Origin of the sequence: Actinoplanes aureus (assembly GCF_015704865.1) — a bacterium.
Lineage (GTDB): Bacteria > Actinomycetota > Actinomycetes > Mycobacteriales > Micromonosporaceae > Actinoplanes > Actinoplanes aureus.
Genome location: NZ_JADQTO010000010.1, coordinates 212,769 through 237,520 on the forward strand (window position 1 = coordinate 212,769; position 24,752 = coordinate 237,520).

Here is a 24,752-nt window from a genome sequence, read left to right on the forward strand (position 1 = left end):
GGTAGTCGGCCGGGGGCCGACGTTCCCACCAGGTTGAACACGACGGCGTGCCCGGCCTGGCCGGGGCACGCCGTGTGGGCGCTCAGGACTCGGCCGGCTGCGGCACCTCACGCAGGTGCCGGTTGTGCCGCGGCTCCTGCCGGGTCTTCGCGTCGTTGAGACGCCGGCGCAGGTCGTCGCGGACGTCCATGACGGCGGCGTGCAGGTCCTCCTCGGAGGAAGTGGTGACCACCTTGTCACGGCCGCCGATCCAGCACTCGAGCGTGACCTTCTGTCCGCGGGCCCCACGGTCCTTCACCGAGATCTCCAACTCGGTCGCATCGGCGTGGAAGGCCGCAAGCCGGGCGTCCAGGGTGGCGCACTGCTCGGCGATCCAGGCCCGGTCGCCCTGTGAGAAACCGGCACCCACCCGCAGGCACTCCTCGACGGTTGCGGGATTGGCGACAGCGCTCATGAGACCTCCTCGATCGGTGAACGGGACGAACAGTTGATACCCACCGGATCATGTTCGAACCAGTCGGTCCTCAGATGGCATAACCGCCCGGCGCCGCCGGCCGTCACCGCCGCTCGGCCAGCCGCGGATCGGCACCGGTCGCACGCGGCGGCATCGGCTCCGGCACGGGCCCGAGACCGAGCAGCGCCGCGGCGGCCTGGGCGGTCCGCCGGCCGGCGAGACCGTCACCGTACGGGTTGGCGCCGGCGGCCATCGCGTCCCGGCGGTCCCGGTCGTCGAGCAGCGCGGACGCCTCCTTCACGATCGTCTCGGTGTCCGAGCCGACCAGCTTGGCGCAGCCGGCGTCCAGCGACTCGACCCGCTCGGTGACGTCGCGCAGCACCAGGACCGGCACCCCGAACGACGGCGCCTCCTCCTGGATCCCGCCCGAGTCGGTGAGCACCAGGTACGCCTCGGAGAGCAACCGGGCCAGGTCCGGGTACGGCAGCGGCTCGGTGACCGTCACCCGTTCCACCCCGGCCAGCGCGGCGTCGACCTGCGCGCGGACCGCCGGGTTGGGGTGGTTCGGCAGGACGACGTCGACGTCCGGGTAGCGGACGACCAGCTGCCGAACCGCCGCCAGGATCCGGTCCAGCGGCTCACCCCACGACTCCCGCCGGTGTGCGGTTACCAGGATCAGCCGCCGGCCGCCCGGGCGGTGTGCCGCCGTCCGGCGCGCGGCCATCGCCAGGGCGGCGTCCACCACCGTGTTGCCGGTGATCAGCACGTCCGCCGGGGCGACGTTGTCGCCGATCAGGTTCAGTGCCGCCAGCGGGGTCGGTGCCAGGTGCAGGGCGGTGAGCCGGGTGACGAGCCGGCGGTTGGCCTCCTCCGGAAACGGTGAGTCCAGGTCGCCCGAGCGCAGGCCGGCCTCCAGGTGCACCACCGGGATCCGCCGCCAGAAGGCGGTGAGCGCGCCGGCCAGGCTGGTCGTGGTGTCACCCTGGACGATCACAGCGGACGGCGTACGGGTCTCCCACAGTTCATCGAGCCCGCGGACCATCTCGGCGAGCAATTCCGCCTGCCGGCCCGTGCTCCGGTCGAAACGCAGGGTGTGGTCCGGCGTCAGGCCGAAGGCGGCGAGTGCCTGGGCGACCATCGCCGGGTGCTGGCCGCTGGCCACCACGACCGGGGTCAGCAGCCGCGCATCGCGCATCGCGGACACGACCGGCGCCAGCTTGACGGCTTCCGGACGGGTGCCGGCGACCAGATGAACTTCCATGTTCTCCCCGTGGACCTCTGCTGACCGACTCGGCGAGAGAAGCGCACGGCCGTGCCGCCACCGGCCTCCCCCGCCGCGATCAAGCTACTGACCGGCCGCAACGCGGCGCGATCACTATTCGGACAGGAATCTTTCCCGAGCCTCGGGATCATGAAAAGCTCGCCCGATGCTCAAGATCGCCAACCGGATCGACGCGGGGGTCAGTTGGCTCGTCGAGTCGGGCGTGCAACACCTCGAGGGTGGCTTCGCCGCTTGGTACGACGTCGAACGCCGGGACCACCCGTACCTGTACGCCGAGATCACCGGCTACCTGACCACGCTGTTCTGCCAGGTGTACGCCCGTACCGGCGACCCGAGGCACCTGGCCGTGGCGACCGCCGCCGGGGACTGGCTGGAGCGGACCGCCGACGCCCGAACCGGTGCCTTCCGGTGCCTCGTCCCGCTGCACGACGGCCGGTTCGCCGCCAAGAAGGACCTGGTGTACGCGTTCGACACCGGCGTCATCGTGAACGGCCTGGCCAACCTGTACCGGGTCACCGGTGATGATCGTCACCTCAAGGCCGCCGTACGCGCCGCGGACTGGCTGGTCGGGACGGCGCAGCTACCGGACGGCGGCTTCCGCCCGGTCTGGGACGCTTCGGCGCAGGCGTTCGCACCGGAGGCCGACGACTGGTCGTGGCAGCCCGGCGGCTACCACACCAAAGTGGCTCTCGGTCTGGCCAACCTCGCACAGCTGACCGGCGGCGACGAGTACCGGCAGGCCGCGATCCGGGCCTGCGAGTACACCCTCACGATCCAGGCCGGGGACGGGTCGGTGGGGCATCCGGGCGGCATCCACATGCACCCGCACGAGTACGCCGCGGAAGGCCTCTGGGCGACCGGCCTGCTGCTCAACCGGCCGGACTTCGTCGCCGCGTCCCGGCGCGCCACCGAGTGGCTGCTGACCCTGCAACGGTCCGACGGCGCGGTCCCCCGCTTCGTCCGGGCCGGCATGCCGGTCTACGCCGAGCGGGTCGACGTGCAGGCCCAGGCTCTGCGTCTGGCGAGCCTGCACGGCCTGCCCGGAAAGCTGGACGAACTGAGCGAGTTGGTCGCCGGGCACCAGGCGGACACCGGCGACGTACGCAGCCACGGCGGCTGGTGGTTCGGCCGGCTCAGCGACGGGGCGCCGGTGCCGCACGTCAACGTCTGGGTGACCGCCTTCGCCGTCCAGGCCCTGGGTCTGCGCGACGGCGGATCGCTCCAGCCGAGGTTCCTGGTATGACCCTGCACGCGCTCTTTCTGGGTGCCGGACCGGCCGGCATCGGCCCGCTGGTGAACGCGCAGCAGCGTGGGCTGTTGCCACGCCTGCTGGACACCGGGGTGGCGGTGGTCGACCGCGGAGACCGGATGGGCCCCGGGACGATCGGCCAGCACCTGATCAATTCCGACACCGCCGGCGGCACCTTCCTGGAATGCCTCGACGACGATCTGTTCGCTCCGGTTGCCGGCAGCGGACCGCGCCGGCGGCTGGAGCGGTACCGGCAGTCGGCGGCACCGCTGCCGCTCGTCGGCGAGTTCCTCGGCGAGATCGGCGCGGCACTCCGCGGCGCCCTCGACGCGCACCCGGTCAGCCGTTTCCTGCCCGGGACCAGGGCGGTCTCGATCCGCCGCAGCACGGACGGCGGCTTCGCGACCACCCTCGCGGCCGGCGAGGAGACCTTCGAACTGCGTTCCCGGTACGTGATCAGCGCGCTCGGCGGCTACCAGGACCACCAGCGGGCGCTGGCCGCGCCGATCGTCCCCGGCGTGCGCCTCGCCGACGGGTACGCCGACCGGGTGCTGCACACCGAGCAGGTGCTGACCGCGGGCGGCGCGGAGCGCGTGGCGGAGATGCTGGCGGCGGCCGGCACCCGCCGGGTCGTCATCATCGGCGGTTCGCACAGCGCCTTCTCCGCCGCATGGGTGCTGCTGAACCGGGTGCGCGGCGAATTCGGCCCGGGCGACATCACCGTCCTGCACCGCAAGCCGCCGCGGATCTTCTATCCGACGGCGGCGGACGCCCACGCCGAGGGGTACACCGACTTCGGAGCGGACGACCTGTGCCCGCTCACCCAGCGGGTGTACCGGCTGGCCGGCCTGCGCTGGGACTCGCGGGACCTGCTGCGCCGGATCTGGTCGGGAGCCGAGGACCGGGTAGGCCTCGTCCGCCTCGACCCGGCGGTCGACGACGGCGTCACGACGCTGCTCAAGGAGGCCGCGGTGATCATTCCGGCGTTCGGCTACCGGCCGGTGACGATCCCGGTCCTCGATGAGCACGGCCGGCCGATGCCGCTGTACGGCAGCGGACCGGGAACCCCGCCGCTTGTCGACACCCGCTGCCGGGTACTCGACGCCGGCGGCGACCCGGTTCCCGGGCTGTTCGGCATCGGCCTGGCGTCCGGGTTCACTCTGGACGGCCCGCTCGGCGGCGAGCCAAGCTTCACCGGCCAGACCAACGGTCTCTGGCTCTACCAGAACGGCATCGGCGAACGGATCCTCGGCCAGCTGCTCTAACGGTGATCTTGCTTGGCCCACGCTCAATGCTGTCTCGACAGCCGCCAGACAGCACCCGCGTTGGGCCGGACAAGACCCTCTCTAGTGGCGGCGCGACGCTACCAGTTCGGTCGCGGCGCCGAGACCGGCGAGGCCGGCGCCGAACAGGATCGCGCCGGCCCGCCGCAGATGGTCGGCGCCCCTCCCTCGAGCGGCGGCGGCCATCTCCCGGGCGACTGCCCGGGGCAGCACCCGCCGCGCGTAGTCGCGCTCCGAGGTGAGGCCCTCGCCGGACTTCAGGGCGGACATCGCGACCTTGCCCCGGCCCTCCTGCCAGCAGCGCCGGACGAAATGCCGCAGATCATCGCGACCGGCCGGGACGGCGTGCTGAATGACGGCCTCCGGCACGAACATCCACCGCCCGCCGGCCGCGGCCATCCGCAGGCACAGCTCGGTGTCCTCCGGTTTCATCCGGTCACCGACCTTGCCGAACTCGGTGCGGAACCCGCCGGCGGCGCGGAACGCGTCGCGCCGTACCACCATCCCGGCCGACCAGACGTTACGAACCGGTGCGGTGCTGGTCGGGAGCCCCGGATACGAGCCGCCGACCGCCCAGAGGAACTCGTCGGGGAACCAGCGTGGCCGCGCCCGCAGCCAGTTCGGGCGGATGGCACTGCCGGCTCCCACCACAGCGGGATCGCCGAAGACGACGATCAGGCGTTGCAGCCAGCCGGGCGCGGCGACGATGTCGTCGTCCAGGAAGGCGACCAGGTCCGTCGCCGCGTGCTCGGCCCCGGTGTTACGGGTTCCGGAGACGCCACGGGTGTAGCGGTTGGCCAGCACGGTCACGCCCGCCGCGGCCGTGCGCAGCCGGTCGCGCAGCGCCGGGTTGTGGTCGACGACCACGATCACCTCGGCCGGCTGCTGGGCGCGAGCCGAGGCGATGGCTCCGAGCAGCAGGTCCCAGCGTTCCTCGCTGTGGCACGCAATGACGACGGCGACCGAGGTCACCGTTCGGCGGCCTGATCCACCAGCGCCGGCCGGGCGGTGCGTCCGGCACGCTGCCGGCGATGCCGCAGATATTCGATGGCGATGGTACGCAGTACGCGCGCCCCGTCCCGGAACGTGTTGAGGTTGCTCTCCCCGTGCAGGCGCGGGTACTCGACGTTCTTCACCTCGGACACGCGCGCACCGGCCGCCGCGAGCCGTACGTTGATCAGGGTCTCCACCTCGAACCCGTCACCCCAGATCTTGCTGCCGTCGGCGGGCCGGGGCAGGCTCGGGTCGGGCAGTTCCATGAGCGGGACGATCCGGCGCCAGAACACGTTGTAGCCGTGGCACAGATCGGTGTAGCGGGTGCCGTACAGCACGTTGACCAGGCCGGTCAGTCCCTTGTTGCCCAGGTTGCGCAGGTGCGTGATGTCGGTGCTGTGGCCGCCCAGGGCGAACCGGGTGCCCTTGGCGTAGTCGGCGCCCGCGGTCAGCGCCGCGACGAAGTCCGGGATCTCGCCCGGGTCGGCCGAACCGTCCGCGTCGATCATCGCGATGACGTCGCCGGTGCACGCCTCGAAGCCGCAGACCAGCGCGTTGCCCTTGCCGGTACGCGTCTGCCGGATCACGGTCGCGTCCGGCCGGTGCTCGAGGGTCACCTCGATCGTCCGGTCGGTCGACCCGCCGTCGACGAGCACCACCTGGGTCACCTCGGGACCCAGTTTGCCCAGAACGTGAGGAATGTTGCGGGCCTCGTTCAGCGCCGCGATCACCACACTCACGGTCGGCGAAGTGTTGTCGCTCAAGACTGCTCCCCATGCGTGATCATCCATGCCGGACTGCGGGATCGTACGCCGATCACGCAAGGGTCAGGGAGGGCCCCGCACCCGGGTGCGGGGCCCCCGCCGTCAGAGGCCGAGCTTGCCGGTGCCGGCTCCGGCGGTGACGACCGATTTGACCGAACTCGCGGCGTCGAGCGGGTACGCGTACGGGATCGCCTTGACCGTCCCGTTGGTCTGCGGCGTCCCCGAGTTGACGAAGTGGTTGCCGCGCTGCACCAGGTTGCCGTTCGGCGAGGTGCCCTGCGCCAGGGTGGTCGGCCGGGAGACGTTCTCGAAGTAGTTGCCCTCGACGAGCACACCGGCCTCGGTGGTCGAGGCGACGCCGTAGCTGGTCACGCCGTCGTAGTAGTTGTTGTAGACGTGCACCGGGTTGCCGAACCGGACCCGCGGGTGCCGCTGGTTGGTCCCGTCGAACCAGTTGTGGTGGTAGGTCACCCGCAGCTTGCCCCGGTCGCCGGTGTTCGAGTCGTCCGAGCCGAGCAGCATGGTCTTGTCGTGACCGCGGGTGATGTTCCAGGAGACGGTCACGTAGTCCGACGCCAGCCGCACGTCGACCAGGCCGTCGGCCGCGCTGGAGAAGGTGTTGTGGTCGACCCACACGTGGTGTGATCCGTCCTGGATGTTGATCGCGTCATCGTTCGACCCGGTGAAGTTCAGGTTCTGGATGATGACGTTGCTGACGCCGGACAGGCTCAGGCCGCCGCCCTTGATTCCGGAGCCGGAGCCGACGCCCTGGATGGTCTTGTTCGAGGTCACCCTGTGCATGCCGGTCAGCGAGATGGTCCCGGAGACCTTGATGATCCGCGAACCGCTCGCCTGCAGGGCCGAGTCGAGAGCGGCGGCGGTGGTCACCGTGGTGGTCGAGCCGCCCGCGCCGCCGGTCGTCCCGCCGTTCTGCGCGGCCCAGCCGACCAGCCCGGCCGTCGGCGCCGGCGTGCTGCCACCACCGCTGACCTGGTTGAACGCCCACTGCTTGTTCGAGTTGGCGGTGCAGGTCTCCTGAATGATCGCCGCGCCGGAGGCGGTCGAGGCACCCTTGTCGCTGATGCACAGGCCGCTGTTCACATTGATGATCTGGAACGTGTTCGTGCCGCTGGCGGCCAGCCTCCACTGCTGGTTGGTCTGCGAGCCGACGCAGCCCCACTGCTGAAGCTGCACGCCGGAGGTCTTCGACCCGGCGGGCACGTCGACGCACTTGCCGCTGCTCACGTTCTGCAGCAGGTAGTTCGCGCCGGAGGCGACCAGCTTGAACTGCTGCCAGGCCGCGCCGGTCGTGCAGCCCCACTGCTGAAGCAGAGCGCCGTTGTCCTTGGACGCGCCCGGCACGTCGACGCACATGCCGCTCTTGGTCACCTTGAGCTGATAGGTGGCGCCGGCCGCCGGCAGCGTCGCCGCGTTCGACGGCAGCATCGAGTAACCCACCAGCGCGGTCGGCACGGCAAGCACCGCCGCCGCGCCGATCAGCCACCGTTTGCGAGCGTTCTTCCTGGTCATGAGCACGTCCTTCGCCGCGGGGATCCGGCCGGTGGGGTTGTGCCGGCCGCGGCACCGCGAGCGAGAACGACCCGGGCGCTGTGCAGTGGATGCGCGGGCGCCCACCCGACAACAGAAATCCACGCGCCCCTTCCCGGCGGCCGCGTCGCGCGGCCGGAGAAGCGGAAAGGCCGCGCCGGACAGCCACGAAACTGCGTGGCTGTCCGGCAACGGCCGTTTACGCGTACCGAATGGTCAGTTGCGCCAGGTGTCGCTGAGGGTGACGCGACCGCTCGCCGGGACGGTCGCGGTGCGGTTGGCGCCGGACTCCCAGGTGACGCTGCCGTCGGCGTTCTTGCGGAGGTACTTGTACTGGAAGGCAGTGCCGGCCGGCAGGGAGACCGTGCCGGTCCAGACCGGGTAGGTGGCCGAGGAGAGCGCCACCGCACTGGCCGGCGCCCAGTTGCCGAGTGCGGCCTGGTTGCCGACGACGAAGATGTTCTGCCCGAGGCTGGTCGTGGCGTTGACGCCGAACGACGCGCCGGACGTGGCGCTGCCGGACGGGCTGGGCGACGGCGAGCTGGGCGCCGAGGTGGTCGGGGTGGTGCCGCTGGCGCCGACGTAGAGGGCGACCGCCTCGCCGGCCGGGATCGTCGCGGTGAACTGGCCGGCCGAGTTGACCGCGTACGTCGTGCCGGTGCAGCCGCCGCCGCTGGTCGGGTCGCCGTGCTGCACGTCGCAGTAGGTGCCGGCGGGCAGCGAGGTCTGGAAGGTACGGGTCAGCGCGCTGCCCTCGTGGTTGATCGCCACGTAACCCTTGCTGCCGCGACCGAAGGCGATCTGGTCGGCGCCGTTGGTCCACCAGTTGGTGACCGCGGTGCCGGAGACGGCGTTGCGGAAGCCGACCATGTTGCCGATCTGCCGCCAGGCGTGCTGGCACTTCCAGCCGTCGGAGTAGCAGGCGTTGACGGCGCCGTTGTTCGGCGGGCCGGCGTCGTGGTTGCTGAACTCGTAGCCGGAGTTGACGTCCGGCGCCCCGTACGGCCAGGCGAGCGTGAACACCTGCGCCAGCGTGTACGCCGAGCCGTTCTTGTAGTTGAGCGTGTCGCCGACGCGCTCGGTGTCGTGGTTGTCCACGAACACACCGGCCTGGTTGCTCGGCAGGTAGCCCCACGCGGCGCCGAAGTTCGACAGGTAGGCGAGGTTCTCGTTGAGGAAGACCCGCTTGAGGTCCCGGGCGAAGCGGAACTCCTGCACGTCGCCGCTGCCGGTGTACTCGGTCGGCTGCACGGCCTCACCGGCGCCGAAGATGACCTCGTGCTTCCAGAACGCCCCGGTGTTGGACAGCTTGGACTTGATGCCGGCCAGGTCGGCGGCGGACATGTGCTTGGCCGCGTCGATCCGGAAGCCGTCCACGCCGAGCGAGGCCAGGTCGTTCATGTACCCGGCGATCCGGCCGCGGACGTAGTCGCTGCCGGTGTTCAGGTCGGAGAGGTTGACCAGCTCGCAGTCCTGCACGTTGGAGCGGTTCGTGTAGTCGTTGATCGCCGACCGGCAGGAGTGGAAGTCCTGGTCGGAGTAGAGGCCCGGGTAGTTGTACTTCGAGTACGACGTACCGGCGGTGCCGGTGCCCGAGCCGGCGCTCATGTGGTTGATGACGGTGTCGGCGATGACCTTCACACCGGCGGCGTGGCAGGTGTTGACCATGTTGGCGAACGCCGCGCGGTTACCGAGCCGGCCGCCGATCGTGTACGACACAGGCTGGTACGACGTCCACCACTGGCTGCCCTGAATGTGCTCCTGCGGCGGTGAGACCTGCACGTATCCGTAACCGAGCGGCCCCAGCTTGGTGGTGCACTCGCGGGCCACCGAGGCGAAGGACCACTCGAACATCACCGCGGTGACGTCCTTGCCGCCCGGCGGCGCGGCGAAGGCGTCCGGGCCGGTGACGACCGAGGCGACGCCGAAGCCGCCCAGGCCGACGGCGAGGGTGGCCGCGGCCAGCGCGGTGGTGAGGCGGCTGCGGCGTTTAGGGCGACGGGTGGGCTCGTCCACAACGATCTCCTGACGGGGAAGGGATCCGCGGGGCGGGTTCAGGAGCCGTCGGACAACGGGGAAACGACTCCTGAACCTTCTTGCAGCAACATGCATGAAACTTTCTGAAAATCTTTGCGACAAACATAGGTATGCCCCGATGGCCCGTCAAGAGCGTCCATGCATTGCGTCAAACCAGACGGCGAATCTCCCCGTACGCCCGGTAGAAGCCGCCCCGGCTCGCCTCGCGCAGCCCGGTCACCACATATCGGCTGCCCGGTTCCCGGATCCCCTTGGGGAACTGCACTTGCCAGTCGGTGTGGTAGCCGGACGACACCACCCGGATCCGCAGCCGGCCGCCCACCTCGACGCACTCGACCACCACCCCGCCGGTCACGTCGTGGACGATCTCGACCGTGGTGGACGGGACGACCGCGGCCATCCGCGGCGGCGCCTTCACGTCGATCACCTCGGGGACCTCGCCGCTCACCGCCGACCGGATCGCGGCCTCGCTCGCGTCGATGCAGGCCAGCGAGCCGTCCGTGGTGACGATGTAGAGGCGCTCGTCGCGGTACTGCATGGAGTAGGCGGAGCCGCAGCCGGTGCCCAGCTTCCACAGCCGGGTTCCGTCCGTGTCGAAGCAGTAGATCGACGACGCGCTGTCGCCGGCGAACACATACCGCCCGTCCTCGGCGGTGGCGCAGGAGAACACCGGGCCGTCGCACTGGTACGTCTGCCGCAGCGAGCCGTCCTTGCCCAGCTCGACCACCTGCCGGGTGGAGGTGCCGGCGTAGAGCGTGGACCGCTCCTGCCAGCCGAAGAGAACCGGCCCGGTCTTGGTGTGCCACAGCTCGCGCCCGGTGCGCCAGTCGTAGCTGGTGATCCCGGCCCGGTTGCCGTGGTGCACGGCGGAGTCGTCGCAGCGCACCATCCAGGCCGCCGCGCCCCGGCCGGGCCGCTGCCACAGGAACTCGTCCTCGTGGTCGATGGCGGAGATCCCGCCGCTCGCGTCGGAGACGCCCAGCACCCCGTCGTGGATGTCGAGCCAGTAGATGTCGATCTCCGGAGCGATCCGGTACGCCAGCCGCGGCACCTTGCCGGTCAGGTCGTAGACGTTGCCGTCGTCGCAGCCCGCGTAGATCCACTCGTCGTCGGCGACGATGCACTTGACGCCGTCCGGGAGCTGGAACTGCTGGAGCACCTGTGCGTCGTGGCTGAGCGTTGTGATCCGGCCGCTCTCGTTGCCGACCATGCACATGTCGTCGTCGACGAAGATGCCGAACGCCGGGCTGCCCGACGCGTATCGCCACAGCAGCGGCGCCCGGGTCGCGGTCGAGCGGGTGCTGACGATCTCCCGGCGGGACACCGCACGCTTCTGCCGTCCACCCGGGACGGCCGGCGCGTACCCCTTGCGGACCTTTTCCCCGATCTTCTTCGCGGCCTCCGACTTCGCCTTGTCGGTGGTGGTGAAGGAGGACTTCTTCAGCTGGCCCCGGTCGCCGATCCGCCCGTAGCGGACGGTCAGCTCCGTGCCGTCGACGGTCACCTCGTAGAACTTGTGCGCGCTCCCGCTGTCTTCGGAGAGCTCGAGATATGTGACGTCGGACGGCATCGGGGGCCACCTTTCGGCGAGGGGTGTCGATTGCCCGGAACCGTAGCGGCGGGGTCCGACACTTTTCGTTGACCTCAAGTGCGGTTGAGGTCTTAGGTTTGCCGCGTGCTGAGCCACACCGAGATCACCGATCGGTTCCGGACCGCCTTCCGCCGCCACCCGACCGGCGTCGCGATCATCTCCGCGATGGCTCCGGACGGGCCGGTCGGGCTTACCGCATCGAGCGTGGCGTCGGTGTCGGTCGCCCCGCCCGCGCTGTCGTTCTCGGTGCTGGATACCCGGTCCGCCCGGGCGATCCTCGAGGCGCCGAGCTTCGTGGTCAATCTGCTCGGTGCCGGGCACGCCCGGCTGGCGGACGACTTCGCCCGGACCGGTCGCCCGCGCTTCACCCCCGACCAGGGGTGGGACGTGTCGCCGACCGGCGAGCCGATCCTGGCCGGCGCCGTGGCGTCCCTGCGCGGCACGCCGCTGCACCTGGTCCCGGTCGGCGAGTCGACCGTCGTCGTCGCGGTCGTGCTCGAGGTCCTGCTCGGCCCGTGCGACGGCCGGCTGGTCTACCAGGACCGCGAATTCATCACCTATCCCGAAGGAATCCGAGACACATGAATCTGCGACGCTTCCGCACCCCGCGCACCGTGGTGAGCGCACACTGCGACCTGCCGTGCGGCGTCTACGACCCGGCCCAGGCGCGGATCGAGGCCGAATCGGTCAAAGCCGTCTGCGAGAAGTACCAGGCCAGCGACGACCCGGAGTTCCGTACCCGCGCTCTGATCATCAAGGAGCAGCGGGCCGAGCTGGTCAAGCACCACCTCTGGGTGCTGTGGACTGACTACTTCAAGGCGCCGCACTTCGAGAAGTACCCGCAGCTGCACACCCTGTTCAACGAGGCCACCAAACTGGCCGGCGCGGGCGGTGCGAAGGGCTCGGCGGACCCGGAGGTCGCCGACCGGCTGCTCGCGAAGATCGCCGAGATCTCGGACATCTTCTGGGAGACCAAGAAGGCCTGATCGGTCAGGGGCGCAGGGCCAGCTTGCCGGTGGTGGATCCGGCCTCCAACTCGGCCAGCACCTTCGGACCGTCGGCCAGGTCGTACATCGCCGGGCGGCCGGGGACGTGGACCCTGGCCGCCCGCAAGGACACCAACTCGGCCCGCAGTTCGGCGAACATCTCCGGCGCCTCCCGTGCGAGCGTGCCGATGTGCAGGCCGATCACCTGGACCGGATGGTCGAAGACCAGATCCCGGCTGGTGATCGCGGCAGCCCCGCCGGCGAATCCGTAGACCACGACCCGGCCGGTGACCCGGCGGGTCGCGGCGAGGGTGGCGGCAAAGGCGCCGCCACCCGCTGACTCCAGCACCAGATCGGCGCCGGCGCCGCCGGTCAGCCGCAGCACCTGCGCGGCCAGGCCGGCGGCGCCGCGCTCCAGCACGTGGTCGGCGCCGAGGCCGCGCACCGTCGCGTGCTTGCCCGCCGACGTCACGGCGATCACCGTCGCGCCGTAGTGCTTCGCCATCCTGACCGCGGCCTGACCGACCCCGCCCGCCGCGGCATGGATCAGCACGTTCTCGCCGGGCGCCACCCGGCCCAACGGCTTCAGCGCGGCCAGGGCGGTGGCCCAGTTGAGGACCAGACCGAGGGCCTGCTCATCCGCCCAGCCCGCCGGCACGGAGATCGCCTCGGCCGCGGGCATCGTCATGTACTCCGCGAACGCGCCGTGGCCGGTGCCGACGACGGCGGTGCCGATCCGCGGGCCGGTGACTCCGGGACCGAGCGCCACCACCCGGCCGGCGGCCTCGAAACCCGCCAGGTACGGGGCGGACGGCCCACCGGCGTACGTGCCACGGGTCTGCATGACGTCCGCGAAGTTGATCCCGGCCGCGGTGACCCGGACGAGCAGCTCGCCCGGGCCGGGCACCGGGACCGGGGTGTCGATCAGTCGCAGGTCGCCGGGACCGTCGAGGGTGGTCTGCTGAAGCGCGCGCATCATCGCCATGCCGGGACGCTAGAACGCTGACGCTTACGTCAGGGTCAAGCGCGATCCCGGGCGGCCCGCAGATAGGCCTCGAGCGCGTCACGGTTGCGGGTCAGGCAGACGATGCGGCCGTCGAGCTGCGCACGCTGCCGGGCCACCTCATCGATCAGGTACGCGCACGGCTCCCGCGGCAGCACCTCGGACGGCCCGTCCAGGTAGGGCAGGATCTCCCGGATGAGCCGGGTGGGCAGACCGTTCTCGATCATGCCGCGGATCTGCCGGACGGCGTCGACGGCGTCCTCGCCGTACTCCCGGTAGTTGTTGCCGCCGCGGGTCGACCGGATCAGGCCCTCCTGCTCGTAGTGCCGCAACGCCCGCACGCTCGCCCCGGTCAGCCGGGACAGCTCGCCGATCCTCATCACCCACCTCCGGCCGAAGCGTTCCACGCGGATCGCCTGTCGTCCATGCGGTCACCGCGGCAGCCACGTGGATCGGCGTGATCTCCAGTACCGTGCGGAGGTGACCTTGAACCCGGCCGGGCGGTGGACGACGCAGCGCTGGTTCGCCTTCGTGCTGGTGGGGATGGCGGTGCTGATCGTCGGTGGTACGGCGCTCGGCGCGCGAGCGCTGGCACACACCACGGCGGTGTCGAACCGGCTCAGCGACCACATCTCCCCGGCACGCACCACCGTGGTGCAGCTCGACGTGGCCCTGCTGGACCAGGCCACCGGCGTCCGTGGATATCTGCTCAGCGGTCAGGACGCGCTGCTCGAGCCCTATCCGCGGGGCGTGGCGGCGGAACGGGCGGCGGCCGGCCGGCTGCGCGAGCTGCTCGCCGGCGAGCCGGCGCTGCTGGCCGAGCTCACCGAGGTGGAGACGCTTGCCGCACGGTGGCGCGCCGATGGCGCCGACCCGCTGGTCGAGAACCGCCGGCGGACCGGGACGACGCCGGAGGCGAGCGCCGACACCGCGTTCGAGACGGTCCGCCGCCAGGTCGCCGCCCTGGACGAGCGACTGATCGCCGAGCGAGAGGCGGGGCGTGCGGCGCTCGACCGCTCCCGCCGGGTCCGCAACACCGTCTTCGTCGGCCTGGCCGTGCTGCTGCTCGCCGCGATCGCGTCGATCGCCGTGCTGCTGCGGGTGGTCGTCCTGCGTCCGTTGGGTCAGCTCGGCGACGCGGTCCGCCGAGTCGCCGCCGGCGACTTCGAGCACCGGTTCTCCCCGCGCGGGCCCGCTGACCTGGTCGACCTCGGGCGGGACGTGGAGGCGATGCGCGGCCGGCTCGTCGACGCGCTGGTCGAAAGCCGGCAGGCGCACGAGGAGTTGCGCCGCTCCAACGCGGACCTGGAGCAGTTCGCCTACGTCGCCTCGCACGACCTCCAGGAGCCGCTGCGCAAGGTGGCGTCGTTCTGCCAGATGCTGCAACGCCGCTACGCGGACGCGCTGGACGAACGCGCCCAGCAGTACATCGGCTTCGCGGTGGACGGCGCGACCCGGATGCAGCGACTGATCAACGACCTGCTCGCGTTCTCCCGGATCGGGCGGGTCTACGACGGCAACCGCCCGGTCGACCTGAACGACGTGCTGGACCAGGTGGAGCAGATCCTCGCGGCACGCGTCGACGAGACCGGCGCGCGCATCGTGCGGCCACCGCTGCCGACCGTGCCCGGCGACGCGACGCTGCTGACCATGCTGTGGCAGAACCTGCTCAGCAACGCCCTGAAGTTCCATCACCCGGACCGCCCGCCGCAGGTGGAGATCACCGCCACCGATACCGGCGGGATCTGGACGTTCACGGTCCGGGACAACGGCATCGGCATCGACCCTCAGTTCGCCGACAAGATCTTCGTCATCTTCCAGCGCCTGCACTCCCGCGAGGAGTACAGCGGCACCGGCATCGGGTTGGCCATCTGCAAGCGGGTCGTCGAGTACCACGGCGGCACCATCGAGCTGGACCGCACGTACACCGGCGGCGCCGGCCTGACCTTCACCCTGCCGGCCCTGACGCCGGCCGAGCCGCCGGCGTCCCTCGCGGAGTCCGCGCCCGCGGCCTGAACCGCCCGCCCGGGCCCGGCGGCCGCGCTGGGGCCCGGATGGGCACCCGGCTCGTGTGGCCGGGCGGGACGGTCCGGATCCGGCGGGGCGGCCGGCGACGCGTACCCCTAAAGCAAGGCCGGGACGTTGACCGGCGCAAGCTGATGCAGCAGCGAGCGGGCCGCCTCGGCGGCCAGGCCGCGGTCGTGGGTGAGGGCGAAGTCGAAGCGGCGGTCGGCCTCCGGGCCGTTGTCGCCGAGGTCCCGGGCCACCAGCGCGGCGGCCCGGTGTGGGCCGACGACGATGACGTTCCATTCGCCGCGCAGGCGGTCGTCGCCGAGGCTGGCGCCGCGCACGCCGGGCGCCGGCTCGGCGGGCAGGCCGATGCCGAGGGCGGCGACCAGCGGGCTGTGTGCGGCGACGCGCTGGAAGCGCGCCGCGGTGTGCGCGGTGAAGTGCCGCGCCTCCTGGAAGCAGGCGAGGAGCACGGGCGGCTCCGGGCCGCTGCCGGCCAGTGCTTCCAGGTGCCGGCTGAGCGGCATGAGCTGGGCTTTCGTGGTACGCGTGACAGGCCGCACGGCACTCACGATCTCGAACGGCGTCCGGTCGCCACGGGCCGGGGCGGGCAGCAACGGCAGGCGCGCGGCGGCCGGGGTGGTCTCCGGCAGCGGCGCGGGCCGGCCGAAATGCCAGCCCTGGCCGACCGTGGCGCCCATCGTGCGGGCGACCGCCAGGTGCCGCGCGGTCTCGATCCCTTCGGCGAGCACGACGGCGCCGCTGGTCTCGGCGTACGCGGACACCGCCGCCACCACCCGCGCGGTGGCCGGATCGTCCGGCGCGTGCAGCAGTCCCATGTCCAGCTTCACCACGTCGGGGTGCACGAAGGGCATCAGCGCCAGCGACATCGGGTCGGCTCCGACGTCGTCGAGCGCGACGCCCCAGCCGGCCTCCCGGCAGCTCTCCGCGGCCGACAACAGTGCGGCGGGGTCCGCGGCGATGGCCCGCTCGGTCATCTCGGTGACCACTCGCAGCCGGTCACGGGCCGCATCGAAGATCGGCACCAGGTCTGCCGGGCAGCCGGCCCGCCACGCGGTGGGCTCCATGTTGACGAAGAGGGTGAGTTCCGGGCCGAAACCCGCCGCAAGGGCCGCCCGGTAGGCCACCGCCCGGCAGATCCAGTCCAGTTCCGCCTCCCGCCCGGCCGCCCGGGCAGCGGCGAACAGCGCGGCCGGCGACTCCCACGGTGAGCCGGCCGGGCCGCGGCTGAGCGCTTCGTAACCGACCACGCGGCCGGTGGCCAGGTCGATCAGCGGCTGGAAGACCGGGGTGACGGCGCGTAGGTCGAGCAGATCGTGGATGTGCTGCACAGGAGACCTATCGGCAGCCGGCTCCCGGAGTCAATCGTTACGGCGCGGGCTGGGTGTCTGGCGGCCGCTCGGGGCCTGGAATCGGACCGCCTTGTGGGTGCCGTCACAGAACGGCTTGATGGCCGACCGCCCGCACCGGCACAGGGCGATCGTGCCGCGGCCCGGATCGATCGATTCGCCGTCGGGGGTGTGCAGCTCGAAGTCGCCCCGCACGATCAGCGGGCCGTCCTCGTACGGAACGATGGAAGCGGTCACGATCGTTCTGTTCCCTCGATCACGGCTGGAAAACAGATCGTTTGCGGACCGGTGCGCGGGGAAGCCAGTGCGCCATGAAACTTCCTGCTGCTCGGGGGCCGATGTCGGCCGCGCTGATCGACGTACTCAGCGGGAAGGGCGGCATGCTGCCGTCACGTCCGGCTGCCGCCGACGAGGAGGATCTGCACCTCACGCTCTTCGTCTGTTACGAGCTCGCCTACCGCGGGTGGGACGGGGTGGACGACGCCTGGGAGTGGGATCCGTCGGTGCTGAGTCTGCGCGCCGCGGCGGAGCGGGAGTTCGAGGCCACCCTGCACGAGCTGGTGGGCCCGCCCGCGCCGGTCGCACCGGAGACGGTGCCGACGATCCTGCGGGAGATCGCCGACGCCGACGACGGGCCATCACTGTCCGGATATCTTCGTGCACGAGCGACATATGAGCAGTTCTGTGAGTTCGTCATGCATCGGTCGGTGTATCACCTTCGGGAGGCTGATCCGCACACCTGGGCGATCCCACGGCTGGCCGGGGACGCCAAGGCGGCACTCATCGAGATCCAGCTCGACGAGTACGGCGGCGGCGTCACCGGCCGCATGCACCAGGAGCTGTTCAAGCAGACCATGCACTGGTTCGACCTGGACCTGACCTACGGGGCGTACGTCGACTCGGTGGGTGCGGCCACGCTCGCCACCAACAACCTGATGTCGCTGTTCGGCCTGCACCGCAGTCGCCGGGGCGCCATCATCGGTCACCTCGCCGCCTACGAGATGACCTCGACCCAGCCCAACCGCGCGTACGGCAACGGGCTGCGCCGGCTCGGCGGTGACACCGACGCGACCGCCTTCTACGACGAGCACGTCGAGGCCGACGCGGTGCACGAGCAGATCGCCGCACACGACCTCGCCGGCGGATTCGCCCGGGCCGAACCGGAGCTCGCCGGTGACGTACTGTTCGGCGCGCGGTGCGCGCTCGCCCTGGACGCCCGGTGGGCGCGGGGAGTGCTGGACTCCTGGGCCGCGGGCCGATCGTCGTTGCATACCGGACCGGTGACCGTGGAGAGGCTGGCCGCATGACCCTGGAACAGACCACCACGGAAGCAGTTCTGATCGAGCTCGGCCGGGAGCTGAAGGCAGGCGGATACCGGTTCACCACGGTCACCCCGGCCACCCACGAACGGGTCAACCGGCGCCCCGGCAACGCCCGGGCGCGCGACCTGCGCGATGTGCTCGGCTGGAGCCGACCGTTCGGTCCCGGCGTGCTGCCGGACCGGGTCGTGACGCTGATGGACGAGGCGGGTGTGCTGATCCGCTCCGGTGACGAGTGGCGCAGCCGGGTCCGTTTCTCCACGTACGACGGTGAGCTGTTCGTCCACTCCGCGTTCCCGACCGACGCCGAGGACTCGGTCTTCTTCGGGCCGGACACGTACCGGATGGCGGACGCCGCGGCGGCCCACGTCGAAGCCCGCGACCGGCCGGTGCGGCGGGCGGTGGACATCGGCTGCGGCACCGGCGCCGGGGCGATCACGGTCGCGAAGCGGGCGCCGGACGCCGACGTGTTCGCTGTCGACATCAATCCGGAGGCGCTCCGGTTCGCCCAGGTCAACACGGTGCTCGCCGGGGTGCCGGGGGTACGGCCGTGTCACAGCGATCTGCTCTCCGGCGTCGACGGCAGCTTCGACCTGATCATCTCCAATCCACCGTTCATGATCGATCCGGCCGGGCGCGCGTACCGGCACGGCGGATCGCACGGCTACGAGCTCTCCCTGGCGATCATCGGGGAGGCCGTGGACCGGCTCGCCCCGGGCGGGTCGCTGGTGCTGTTCAGCGGCACCGGCATCGTCGAGGGCCGGGACCCGCTGCGCGAAGCGGCCGCCGAGCGCCTGGCCGGTACCGGCCTCACCTGGTCGTACCGGGAGGTGGACCCGGACGTCTACGACGAGGAACTGGACGGCCCGGCGTACGCCCACGCCGAGCGGATCGCGGTGGTGGTCCTGACCGCCACCCGCCCGGCCCGGTGACCACGGCGCTGACCGTCGGGGTCGAGGAGGAGTTCCTGCTGCTCGACCCGGAGACCGGAGTGAACGTACCGGCCGCGGCGGCCGTGCTGGCGGGGCTCCCGGCCCACCTGCGCGGGCAGAGCCGGCAGGAATTCCGGCACAGCATGGTGGAGATGGTCACCCCGGTCTGCACCACGCTGTCCGAGGTCGGCGAACATCTGCGGCGGCATCGGCGAGCGGCCGCCGAGGCCGCCTCGGCGGCCGGCTGCTGCCTGGTCGCGGTGGGTGCCACGCCGGTCGCCGAGCCGCGGTTGACGGTCACCGACAATCCGCGCTACCAGGCCATCGCCGAGCACTACGGCCCGATCGTGCGCGATCCGGCCGTCTGCGGGTGCCACATCCACGTCGGCGTCGCCGACCGGGAGCTGGCCGTCCGGGTCGGCAACCATCTGCGCCCGTGGCTGCCGGTGGTGCAGGCGCTCAGCGTCAACTCGCCGTTCCACGGCGGTGTGGACACCGGCCACGCGAGCTGGCGTTCGATGCAGCTGGACCGGTGGCCGACCCTCGGCCCGACGCCGGCGTTCGCGTCCGCCGCCGACTTCGACCGGACGGTGGCGCTGCTGGTCGGCTCGGGGGCGATGCTCGACGAGAGACTGGTGCTCTGGTACGCCCGCCCGTCGTCCCGCTATCCGACGGTGGAGGTACGAGTCACCGACGTGTGCCTGACCGCGAACGACACCGTCCTGCTGGCCGGGCTGGTCCGGGCGCTGGTCGCCACCGCCACGGCCGGCATCGCGGCCGGCGTCCCCGCCCCGGAGGTACCCGACGGCCTGCTGCGGGCGGCCCACTGGAACGCGGCACACCAGGGCCTCGACGGCACCCTGCTGGACCTGCGCCGGCTCGAACCGCGACCGGCGTGGGACCTCGTCGACGACCTTGTGGAGGCGGTCACACCGGCCCTCGACCGGCACGGCGACCTGGCGGTGGTCCACGCCGGGCTGGCCCGGCTGCGCGCCGAGGGCACCGGCGCACGCCGCCAGCGGCAGATGTACGCACGCACCGGATCCCTTCCCGCAGCGCTCGCGGAGATGGCCGCCGGGTAACGAAGATCACGCACTTCGCGGGAAAGCGCTTTCCAGCATGCCGCGGGCCACCGCGCCAGCATTCGATAGAACGTTTCACTGTCTCCATCGCGATAGATACCTTGGGCCGCGCCCCGGGCGGTAGCAGGATTTCGCCATCCTTCGATGGTTGGAGATCCAATGCTGCAGTCCTCGCTCCCCCGCCGCGCCCTGTTCACCGCGGGCGGAGCCGTAGCCGGTTCGATCGCTCTCACCGCCGTCCCGGCCGCCGCCTCGGGCACCCGGCCCGAGACGCCCCGGGCAGCGCTGCACGCTCTGCTCGACGGCAACCGCCGGTTCGTCGCCGGCCGTGCACACCATCCCCGGCAGGGCCCGGACCGGATCCGCGAGATCGCCGCCGGACAGGACCCGTTCGCCGTCATCCTGGGCTGCGCCGACTCGCGCGTCGCCCCGGAGCTGCTCTTCGACCAGGGCATCGGTGACCTGTTCGACAACCGGGTGGCCGGCAACCTCGTCGACGACCTGCTGCTCGGCAGCATCGAGTACGCGGTGGAGGAGTTCGCGCCCCCGCTCCTGCTGGTCCTCGGCCACGAACGCTGCGGCGCCGTCTCCGCCACGCTGAACGCGATCCGCACCGGCACGTCCGCGCCCGGCCACATCGCCGCCCTGGTGGAAGCGCTGCGCCCGATCCTCACCCCGTACGCCGACGCGCCCGACGGCGTCGAACTCGGCGTCCGCGCCAACATCCGCGCCCAGGCCGAAGCCCTGCTCGCGCAGAGCGCGATCATCCGCGAGGCGGTCGAGCACGGCAAGACCGCGGTGGTCGGCGCCCGCTACGACCTCGACACCGGCCTGGTGACGACCATCAATCGGTACGCGTAACCGGCTGTGCGGGTGCGAGCTCTGAGATACGCAGATCCAGGCGGCGGGACGGGATGACCGGATCGTCCGCGTCGACGACGGCCAGCAGGTGGATCTCCTCGGCCGTGGCCGAGCGGACGGCGAGGCCTTCGACCTTGTCCGCGGCGGGCAGCTCGGCGACCGCGACCACCTGCGAGTCGTCGAGGAGGGCGATCGCCGCACCGACGACCGGGCCGTCGTCGACCGCGTTCGGGGTGTCCTCGGCGGCGGCGCTGACCAGCAGCCGTCCGTCGGGGAGGGCGACCGCGTCGGTGACGGCCAGGGCCACTCCGTCGATGTCGCCGAGGTCGTACCGGCGTACCCCGTCGATGTTGATCTGGTCGGCGCTGCCGGCGCCGCTGATCGCGGCGAGCAGTGCCGCTAGATCAACATCGACGCTCGCGGTCGGTGCCCCGGCGGCCAGGTTGGCGCGCTGAAACCAGCGCAGCCGGTCGCCGATCACGCAGGCGCCTTCCAGGTTGAGCTGGCCGGGGCTCAGGCCCAGAGCAAGAGCCACTTTCCGGTACGCCGGAGTCAGGTCCGCCACCGTGAAGTCGGCGGCGAGGGTCACCAGGGACGCCCGCATCCGCGCCGCCGACGAACCGGAGCCGAGCAGCACCACCCCGGACGGGAGCGCACAGGCCGCCTCGAAGTCCGGCTTCAGGTGCTTCGTGCCGGCCGCCTCGCTGAACACCTCGAGACCGTCGATCGACTCGACGACGCGTACCGCGACCGTCGTGCCGGGCCGCAGCCAGGCCGCATGGGTGGCGTCGTCCTGCGCGACCAGCCACCCGTCGCCGAACGGCGCCACCGCCGAGGCCGCGCGCACCGGCGAGCCGTCGTCGAAGGTCAGGGCCGCGATGTCGTCCACTTCTACCCGCACAGGTCCACCCTCTCAGGAGTTCAGCCACCGGCGGGCGGCCTGGTACGCCTTGAGGCTCGATTCGCCGACCACGTCGCTCGCCTCGAAGATCCGTACCCCGTCCACCCGCTCGACCGTCCGGTTGCGCCGGATCTGCTGCACCATGGCCGGGTCGACCCCGCTGAGGTAGAGCCGCCCACCGGCGTCGGCCAGCCGCTCGGCATAGTCGGCGAACACGGTGAACGCGGTCGCGCCGAGCATCACCCGGCCGCGCAGCCGGAGCACCACGACCGGCCGTCGCGCCCCCGTCGGATCGGGCAGCCGGGATTGCAGGGTCCGGGCGCCGGCGTAGAACAGGCTGCCGTACACGTCCAGCAGCGTGACCCGCTGCGAGTCCAGCCGCCGCCCGGCCGGGCGTTCCACGAAGCCGCCGCCGTCGCGCGGCACCAGCTCGACCACCCGCAGGTCGATCGCCTCCTGGTTGAGCTGCAGGAGCAGGGAGAGGACCAGGCCCAGCCCGACGGCCGCGGCCACCGGCAGGAACAGCGTCGCGACGAACGTCGAGATCATCGCGATCTGCGAGATCCGCCCGGTACGCAGGATGGCCAGCATCGCACCGGGACGCAGCGACCCGATCGCCGCGAAGATCAGCACCGCGGCCAGCGTCGACATCACCACGGCACCGACCGTGCCGGCGAAGAGCAGCAGGATCAGGGCCATCCAGATGCCGGAGAAGACGGCGGCCCATCGTCCGGCGGCACCGGCCGAGACGTTCAGCGCGGTACGGCCGACCGAGCCACCGACCGGCTGGCCGCGGAACAGCCCGGCGAGCAGGTTGCCGATGCCCTGGGCCACGAAGTCCTGGTTCGGGTTCGACCGGGTGCGGTCCGGATTGGGTGCGGCCTCGCTGACTCCGGCGCCCTGCACCAGAACGACCGCGGCGACCGCGAAGGCGCCGGCCAGCAGGCTGAACGAGAAGTCCTCGAGGCGCGGCAGCACGGGGGTGGGCAGGCCGCTCGGGATGGCGCCGTTGTCGCGTACCCGGGGTACCGAGCCGGCGTGCAGCAGGGCGACAGCGAGGCTGGGCACGATCAGGGCGATCAGCGCGGAGTAGGCCGCCACCCGGGTCCGCTGCAACGCCACCAGCAGGACCAGCGCGGTGAGTCCGGCCAGCGTCGCGGCCGGATCGGCCAAGGTCGGATGGGTGATCAGATCCCACGCCTTGGCCAGCGCGAACGGTCCGCTGACGTCGGCACCGACCAGATCCGGGAGCTGCCCGAAGACGATGTTGGCGGCCACCCCGGACAGAAATCCGATCATGACCGAGTGCGGTACGAACCTGGTGTACCTGCCCAGCTTGGCGACCCCGGCCAGGACCATCAGAAGTCCGGCGATCACGGTCAGCAGGAACATCGCACCGGGCCGGTCCTCCTCGGGCACCCCGGCCACCGCGGAGCCGGCCGCGAGGGCCGCCGCGCTCGTGGTCGTGATCACCATGAGCCGGGTGCTCGAGGTGAGCCCGCCACCGATCGGGCCGGCCATGCTCGCGTAGAGGCCGTGCACCGGGTTCACTCCGGCCAGCACGCTCGCGGCCATCCCGTCCGGTACGCCGCTGATCGCCCCCGGCAGGCCGGCGACCAGGTCCTTCCGGATGGTTCCGCGCTCCGGCAGCACCCGATGCAGCCATCGTCCCCTACGTCCGGTGGTCACCACCCGGCCAGTGTCGGCACGCCCACCTGGACCGGCATCACCCCGGCGAGATGATCCGGCGGCCCCCGGCGAAGTCACCCCGCGCGGGTGAGGCCGTCCGTCCCGGGATGGGCCAGGCTGGCCGGAACCGATCTCAGGGGTGGTGGATAGCGATGTCCCGAGCGAAATACGAAATCGATCCGAGGATCGCCGCGATCAAGGCGCGCGACGCTGTGCTGGCAGCCGGGCGGTACTCGGGCCGTAAAGCTGTGATCGTCGGCACCGAGGGGGCCCGCCGGACCGGTGGCGCGTGGACGGTTCTGCGGTACGGGCCGCCGCCGTCGCGCCGGCGTACCCGCTCCATCCTGCTCGGCACCATCCTGGTGGCCGGGGCGGTCGGAGCCGCGACGGTGCTGGTCGTGCAGCGGGGCGTGGCCGCCTGGCGCAGCACCGACCCGGAGGCCGGTTCGCCCGCACCGGCCGACCTGAACTCGGCGGCGCCGGTGGCCGCTCCGGAGGGGGCGAGTCAGGCGGGGTGATCTCGCAGTGGCGCGGGTGCGTCACTCTGAGGTGGTGTTACGCCTCATTCTCAACATCCTGTGGTTCATCTTCTTCGGCTTCGCGCTCGGGATCGCGTACGGGATCGCCGCGCTCATCTGTTTCCTGCTCATCGTGACGATCCCGTTCGGCGTCGCCTCGCTGCGGCTGGCCGTCTACGCGATGTGGCCGTTCGGCCGGACGATCGAGAGCCGTCCCGGCGTCCACGTCGCGTCCGGCATCGCCAACATCCTGTGGCTGGTGCTGGCCGGCTGGTGGATCGCGGTCGCCCACATCCTCGCCGGGATCGCCCAGTGCGTGACGATCATCGGCATCCCGTTCGGCATCGCCAACTTCAAGCTGGTCCCGGCCGCGCTCTGGCCGCTCGGCCGGGAGATCGTCACGCTGCCCTGAGTCCGGCCAGGATCCGCTCGGCCAGCGCGGCGAACTGCGCCACCTCGTCCGGGGTCAGCGCCGCGAACCAGTCCGCCACCGCCTCCTCGTCGCCCGCGTCCCGCTCGCTCCAGTAGCGAGCGCCGTCCGCGGTCGCCACGAGGAGGCGGCGGCGTTTGTCGGCCGGATCCGGCTCGGTACGCAGCATGCCTTTGCGTTGCAGCGCGGCGACGAGCTGGGCCGCGTTCTGATGGGTGGTCCCGAGCGCGGCGGCGGCCTCGGTCAGCGCCGGGCGGTCCAGCGCCCGCACCACGGTGAGCAGGGCCGCCTGCTGGGTGGTGAGCCCGTCGGCGCGCAGGCGGTCGTCCATCAGGTAGCGCAGCCGCTGTCCCAGCAGCAGGCTGGCCCGGAAGGCGCGCACCGGGGGTGTGAGCCGCGAACTCTCCCCCAGATCGAAGAGGGTCTTTTCCTGATCCGACATCTGCAATA

25 protein-coding genes are annotated in these 24,752 nt (G+C 71.5%); 11 read left to right on the forward strand and 14 right to left on the reverse strand.

Annotated features, from left to right (window positions below):
• Positions 1–82: 82 nt before the first annotated feature.
• Together I4J89_RS22455 and wecB are read right to left on the reverse strand one after the other, a co-directional pair.
• Entirely contained in the window at positions 83–454 is a 372-nt protein-coding gene (locus I4J89_RS22455) for an HPF/RaiA family ribosome-associated protein (protein WP_196415991.1), read from the reverse strand.
• A gap of 103 nt (positions 455–557) precedes the next feature.
• Complete coding sequence (gene wecB, locus I4J89_RS22460; protein WP_196415992.1) at positions 558–1,715, reverse strand: non-hydrolyzing UDP-N-acetylglucosamine 2-epimerase; 1,158 nt, start codon at positions 1,713–1,715, stop codon at positions 558–560.
• A gap of 166 nt (positions 1,716–1,881) precedes the next feature.
• On the opposite strand from wecB, the gene I4J89_RS22465 reads away from it, so the two are divergent.
• Both I4J89_RS22465 and I4J89_RS22470 read left to right on the forward strand, forming a co-directional pair.
• A complete protein-coding gene (locus I4J89_RS22465; RefSeq protein WP_196415993.1) occupies positions 1,882–2,979 on the forward strand; it encodes a YyaL domain-containing protein in 1,098 nt (365 codons plus the stop codon).
• The gene (locus I4J89_RS22470) at positions 2,976–4,250 is read left to right on the forward strand and encodes an NAD(P)/FAD-dependent oxidoreductase (protein ID WP_196415994.1); all 1,275 of its coding nucleotides are present in this window, start codon (positions 2,976–2,978) and stop codon (positions 4,248–4,250) included. The genes I4J89_RS22465 and I4J89_RS22470 overlap by 4 nt, the downstream gene beginning before the upstream one ends.
• 81 nt (positions 4,251–4,331) lie before the next feature.
• Here I4J89_RS22470 and I4J89_RS22475 read toward each other — a convergent pair whose 3' ends face one another.
• The 5 genes from I4J89_RS22475 to I4J89_RS22495 all read right to left on the reverse strand — a co-directional run bounded on the left by I4J89_RS22475 (position 4,332) and on the right by I4J89_RS22495 (position 11,180).
• On the reverse strand, positions 4,332–5,240 hold the full coding sequence (locus I4J89_RS22475; protein WP_196415995.1) for a glycosyltransferase family 2 protein: 909 nt from the start codon (positions 5,238–5,240) through the stop codon (positions 4,332–4,334).
• Positions 5,237–6,025, reverse strand: coding sequence for a glycosyltransferase family 2 protein (locus I4J89_RS22480; protein ID WP_230859388.1), 789 nt, complete (start codon positions 6,023–6,025; stop codon positions 5,237–5,239). Before I4J89_RS22480 ends, I4J89_RS22475 begins: the two co-directional genes overlap by 4 nt.
• 102 nt (positions 6,026–6,127) lie before the next feature.
• Entirely contained in the window at positions 6,128–7,555 is a 1,428-nt protein-coding gene (locus I4J89_RS22485; RefSeq protein WP_196415997.1) for a pectate lyase family protein, read from the reverse strand.
• A gap of 234 nt (positions 7,556–7,789) precedes the next feature.
• Positions 7,790–9,589, reverse strand: coding sequence for a carbohydrate-binding module family 20 domain-containing protein (locus tag I4J89_RS22490; RefSeq protein ID WP_309238420.1), 1,800 nt, complete (start codon positions 9,587–9,589; stop codon positions 7,790–7,792).
• Positions 9,590–9,758: 169 nt separating this feature from the next.
• The gene (locus I4J89_RS22495) at positions 9,759–11,180 is read right to left on the reverse strand and encodes a WGR domain-containing protein (RefSeq protein ID WP_196415998.1); all 1,422 of its coding nucleotides are present in this window, start codon (positions 11,178–11,180) and stop codon (positions 9,759–9,761) included.
• A gap of 105 nt (positions 11,181–11,285) precedes the next feature.
• Here I4J89_RS22495 and I4J89_RS22500 point away from each other — a divergent pair, with 105 nt between their 5' ends.
• Both I4J89_RS22500 and sodN read left to right on the forward strand, forming a co-directional pair.
• The gene (locus I4J89_RS22500) at positions 11,286–11,786 is read left to right on the forward strand and encodes a flavin reductase family protein (protein ID WP_309238421.1); all 501 of its coding nucleotides are present in this window, start codon (positions 11,286–11,288) and stop codon (positions 11,784–11,786) included.
• Positions 11,783–12,187, forward strand: a complete 405-nt coding sequence (sodN, locus tag I4J89_RS22505) for a superoxide dismutase, Ni (RefSeq protein WP_196415999.1) — start codon at positions 11,783–11,785, stop codon at positions 12,185–12,187. The genes I4J89_RS22500 and sodN overlap by 4 nt, the downstream gene beginning before the upstream one ends.
• Before the next feature lie 4 nt (positions 12,188–12,191).
• On the opposite strand, the gene I4J89_RS22510 is transcribed toward sodN, so the two are convergent.
• Complete coding sequence (locus tag I4J89_RS22510) at positions 12,192–13,172, reverse strand: zinc-binding dehydrogenase (RefSeq protein ID WP_196416000.1); 981 nt, start codon at positions 13,170–13,172, stop codon at positions 12,192–12,194.
• Between the two features lie 35 nt (positions 13,173–13,207).
• Positions 13,208–13,570: a MerR family transcriptional regulator gene (locus I4J89_RS22515; protein ID WP_196416001.1), complete on the reverse strand. Its 363-nt coding sequence runs from the start codon at positions 13,568–13,570 to the stop codon at positions 13,208–13,210.
• A 100-nt stretch (positions 13,571–13,670) separates the two neighbouring features.
• On the opposite strand from I4J89_RS22515, the gene I4J89_RS22520 reads away from it, so the two are divergent.
• Entirely contained in the window at positions 13,671–15,206 is a 1,536-nt protein-coding gene (locus tag I4J89_RS22520) for a sensor histidine kinase (protein WP_309238422.1), read from the forward strand.
• 107 nt (positions 15,207–15,313) lie between these two features.
• Here the strand turns inward: I4J89_RS22520 and I4J89_RS22525 are convergent, their stop codons facing one another.
• On the reverse strand, positions 15,314–16,552 hold the full coding sequence (locus I4J89_RS22525) for a sensor domain-containing phosphodiesterase (RefSeq protein WP_196416002.1): 1,239 nt from the start codon (positions 16,550–16,552) through the stop codon (positions 15,314–15,316).
• A 30-nt stretch (positions 16,553–16,582) separates the two neighbouring features.
• Positions 16,583–16,807, reverse strand: a complete 225-nt coding sequence (locus I4J89_RS22530) for a CDGSH iron-sulfur domain-containing protein (RefSeq protein WP_196416003.1) — start codon at positions 16,805–16,807, stop codon at positions 16,583–16,585.
• Positions 16,808–16,881: 74 nt separating this feature from the next.
• Between I4J89_RS22530 and I4J89_RS22535 the strand changes: the two genes are divergently transcribed.
• The 4 genes from I4J89_RS22535 to I4J89_RS22550 all read left to right on the forward strand — a co-directional run bounded on the left by I4J89_RS22535 (position 16,882) and on the right by I4J89_RS22550 (position 20,764).
• Positions 16,882–17,877, forward strand: coding sequence for an iron-containing redox enzyme family protein (locus I4J89_RS22535; RefSeq protein WP_196416004.1), 996 nt, complete (start codon positions 16,882–16,884; stop codon positions 17,875–17,877).
• The gene (locus I4J89_RS22540; RefSeq protein WP_196416005.1) at positions 17,874–18,821 is read left to right on the forward strand and encodes a methyltransferase; all 948 of its coding nucleotides are present in this window, start codon (positions 17,874–17,876) and stop codon (positions 18,819–18,821) included. The genes I4J89_RS22535 and I4J89_RS22540 overlap by 4 nt, the downstream gene beginning before the upstream one ends.
• Positions 18,818–19,903 carry a carboxylate-amine ligase gene (locus I4J89_RS22545; RefSeq protein WP_196416006.1) on the forward strand — a complete coding sequence of 362 codons (1,086 nt, stop codon included), beginning with the start codon at positions 18,818–18,820 and terminating at the stop codon, positions 19,901–19,903. The genes I4J89_RS22540 and I4J89_RS22545 overlap by 4 nt, the downstream gene beginning before the upstream one ends.
• A 159-nt stretch (positions 19,904–20,062) precedes the next feature.
• The gene (locus tag I4J89_RS22550) at positions 20,063–20,764 is read left to right on the forward strand and encodes a carbonic anhydrase (protein ID WP_196416007.1); all 702 of its coding nucleotides are present in this window, start codon (positions 20,063–20,065) and stop codon (positions 20,762–20,764) included.
• Here I4J89_RS22550 and I4J89_RS22555 read toward each other — a convergent pair.
• Both I4J89_RS22555 and I4J89_RS22560 read right to left on the reverse strand, forming a co-directional pair.
• On the reverse strand, positions 20,748–21,665 hold the full coding sequence (locus I4J89_RS22555; RefSeq protein WP_196416008.1) for a DUF6910 family protein: 918 nt from the start codon (positions 21,663–21,665) through the stop codon (positions 20,748–20,750). The two genes, I4J89_RS22550 and I4J89_RS22555, sit on opposite strands and share 17 nt — an antisense overlap.
• A 12-nt stretch (positions 21,666–21,677) precedes the next feature.
• A complete protein-coding gene (locus tag I4J89_RS22560) occupies positions 21,678–23,357 on the reverse strand; it encodes a SulP family inorganic anion transporter (protein WP_309238423.1) in 1,680 nt (559 codons plus the stop codon).
• Between the two features lie 149 nt (positions 23,358–23,506).
• Here I4J89_RS22560 and I4J89_RS22565 point away from each other — a divergent pair, with 149 nt between their 5' ends.
• Positions 23,507–23,872: a hypothetical protein gene (locus tag I4J89_RS22565; RefSeq protein ID WP_196416009.1), complete on the forward strand. Its 366-nt coding sequence runs from the start codon at positions 23,507–23,509 to the stop codon at positions 23,870–23,872.
• A gap of 34 nt (positions 23,873–23,906) precedes the next feature.
• The gene (locus tag I4J89_RS22570; RefSeq protein WP_196416010.1) at positions 23,907–24,284 is read left to right on the forward strand and encodes a YccF domain-containing protein; all 378 of its coding nucleotides are present in this window, start codon (positions 23,907–23,909) and stop codon (positions 24,282–24,284) included.
• Here the strand turns inward: I4J89_RS22570 and I4J89_RS22575 are convergent.
• Positions 24,271–24,744, reverse strand: a complete 474-nt coding sequence (locus tag I4J89_RS22575) for a MarR family winged helix-turn-helix transcriptional regulator (protein WP_196416011.1) — start codon at positions 24,742–24,744, stop codon at positions 24,271–24,273. The two genes, I4J89_RS22570 and I4J89_RS22575, sit on opposite strands and share 14 nt — an antisense overlap.
• Positions 24,745–24,752: the final 8 nt, after the last annotated feature.

Bases quoted from the DNA above. Each gene is read 5' to 3' on its own strand.
- I4J89_RS22540 (WP_196416005.1), top strand. From the start codon at position 17,874: ATGACCCTGGAACAGACCACCACGGAAGCAGTTCTGATCGAGCTCGGC.
- I4J89_RS22575 (WP_196416011.1), bottom strand. From the start codon at position 24,744: ATGTCGGATCAGGAAAAGACCCTCTTCGATCTGGGGGAGAGTTCGCGG.
- wecB (WP_196415992.1), bottom strand. From the start codon at position 1,715: ATGGAAGTTCATCTGGTCGCCGGCACCCGTCCGGAAGCCGTCAAGCTG.
- sodN (WP_196415999.1), top strand. From the start codon at position 11,783: ATGAATCTGCGACGCTTCCGCACCCCGCGCACCGTGGTGAGCGCACAC.
- I4J89_RS22485 (WP_196415997.1), bottom strand. From the start codon at position 7,555: ATGACCAGGAAGAACGCTCGCAAACGGTGGCTGATCGGCGCGGCGGCG.
- I4J89_RS22455 (WP_196415991.1), bottom strand. From the start codon at position 454: ATGAGCGCTGTCGCCAATCCCGCAACCGTCGAGGAGTGCCTGCGGGTG.
- I4J89_RS22565 (WP_196416009.1), top strand. From the start codon at position 23,507: ATGTCCCGAGCGAAATACGAAATCGATCCGAGGATCGCCGCGATCAAG.
- I4J89_RS22470 (WP_196415994.1), top strand. From the start codon at position 2,976: ATGACCCTGCACGCGCTCTTTCTGGGTGCCGGACCGGCCGGCATCGGC.
- I4J89_RS22535 (WP_196416004.1), top strand. From the start codon at position 16,882: ATGAAACTTCCTGCTGCTCGGGGGCCGATGTCGGCCGCGCTGATCGAC.
- I4J89_RS22510 (WP_196416000.1), bottom strand. From the start codon at position 13,172: ATGGCGATGATGCGCGCGCTTCAGCAGACCACCCTCGACGGTCCCGGC.
- I4J89_RS22550 (WP_196416007.1), top strand. From the start codon at position 20,063: ATGCTGCAGTCCTCGCTCCCCCGCCGCGCCCTGTTCACCGCGGGCGGA.
- I4J89_RS22515 (WP_196416001.1), bottom strand. From the start codon at position 13,570: ATGAGGATCGGCGAGCTGTCCCGGCTGACCGGGGCGAGCGTGCGGGCG.
- I4J89_RS22495 (WP_196415998.1), bottom strand. From the start codon at position 11,180: ATGCCGTCCGACGTCACATATCTCGAGCTCTCCGAAGACAGCGGGAGC.
- I4J89_RS22465 (WP_196415993.1), top strand. From the start codon at position 1,882: ATGCTCAAGATCGCCAACCGGATCGACGCGGGGGTCAGTTGGCTCGTC.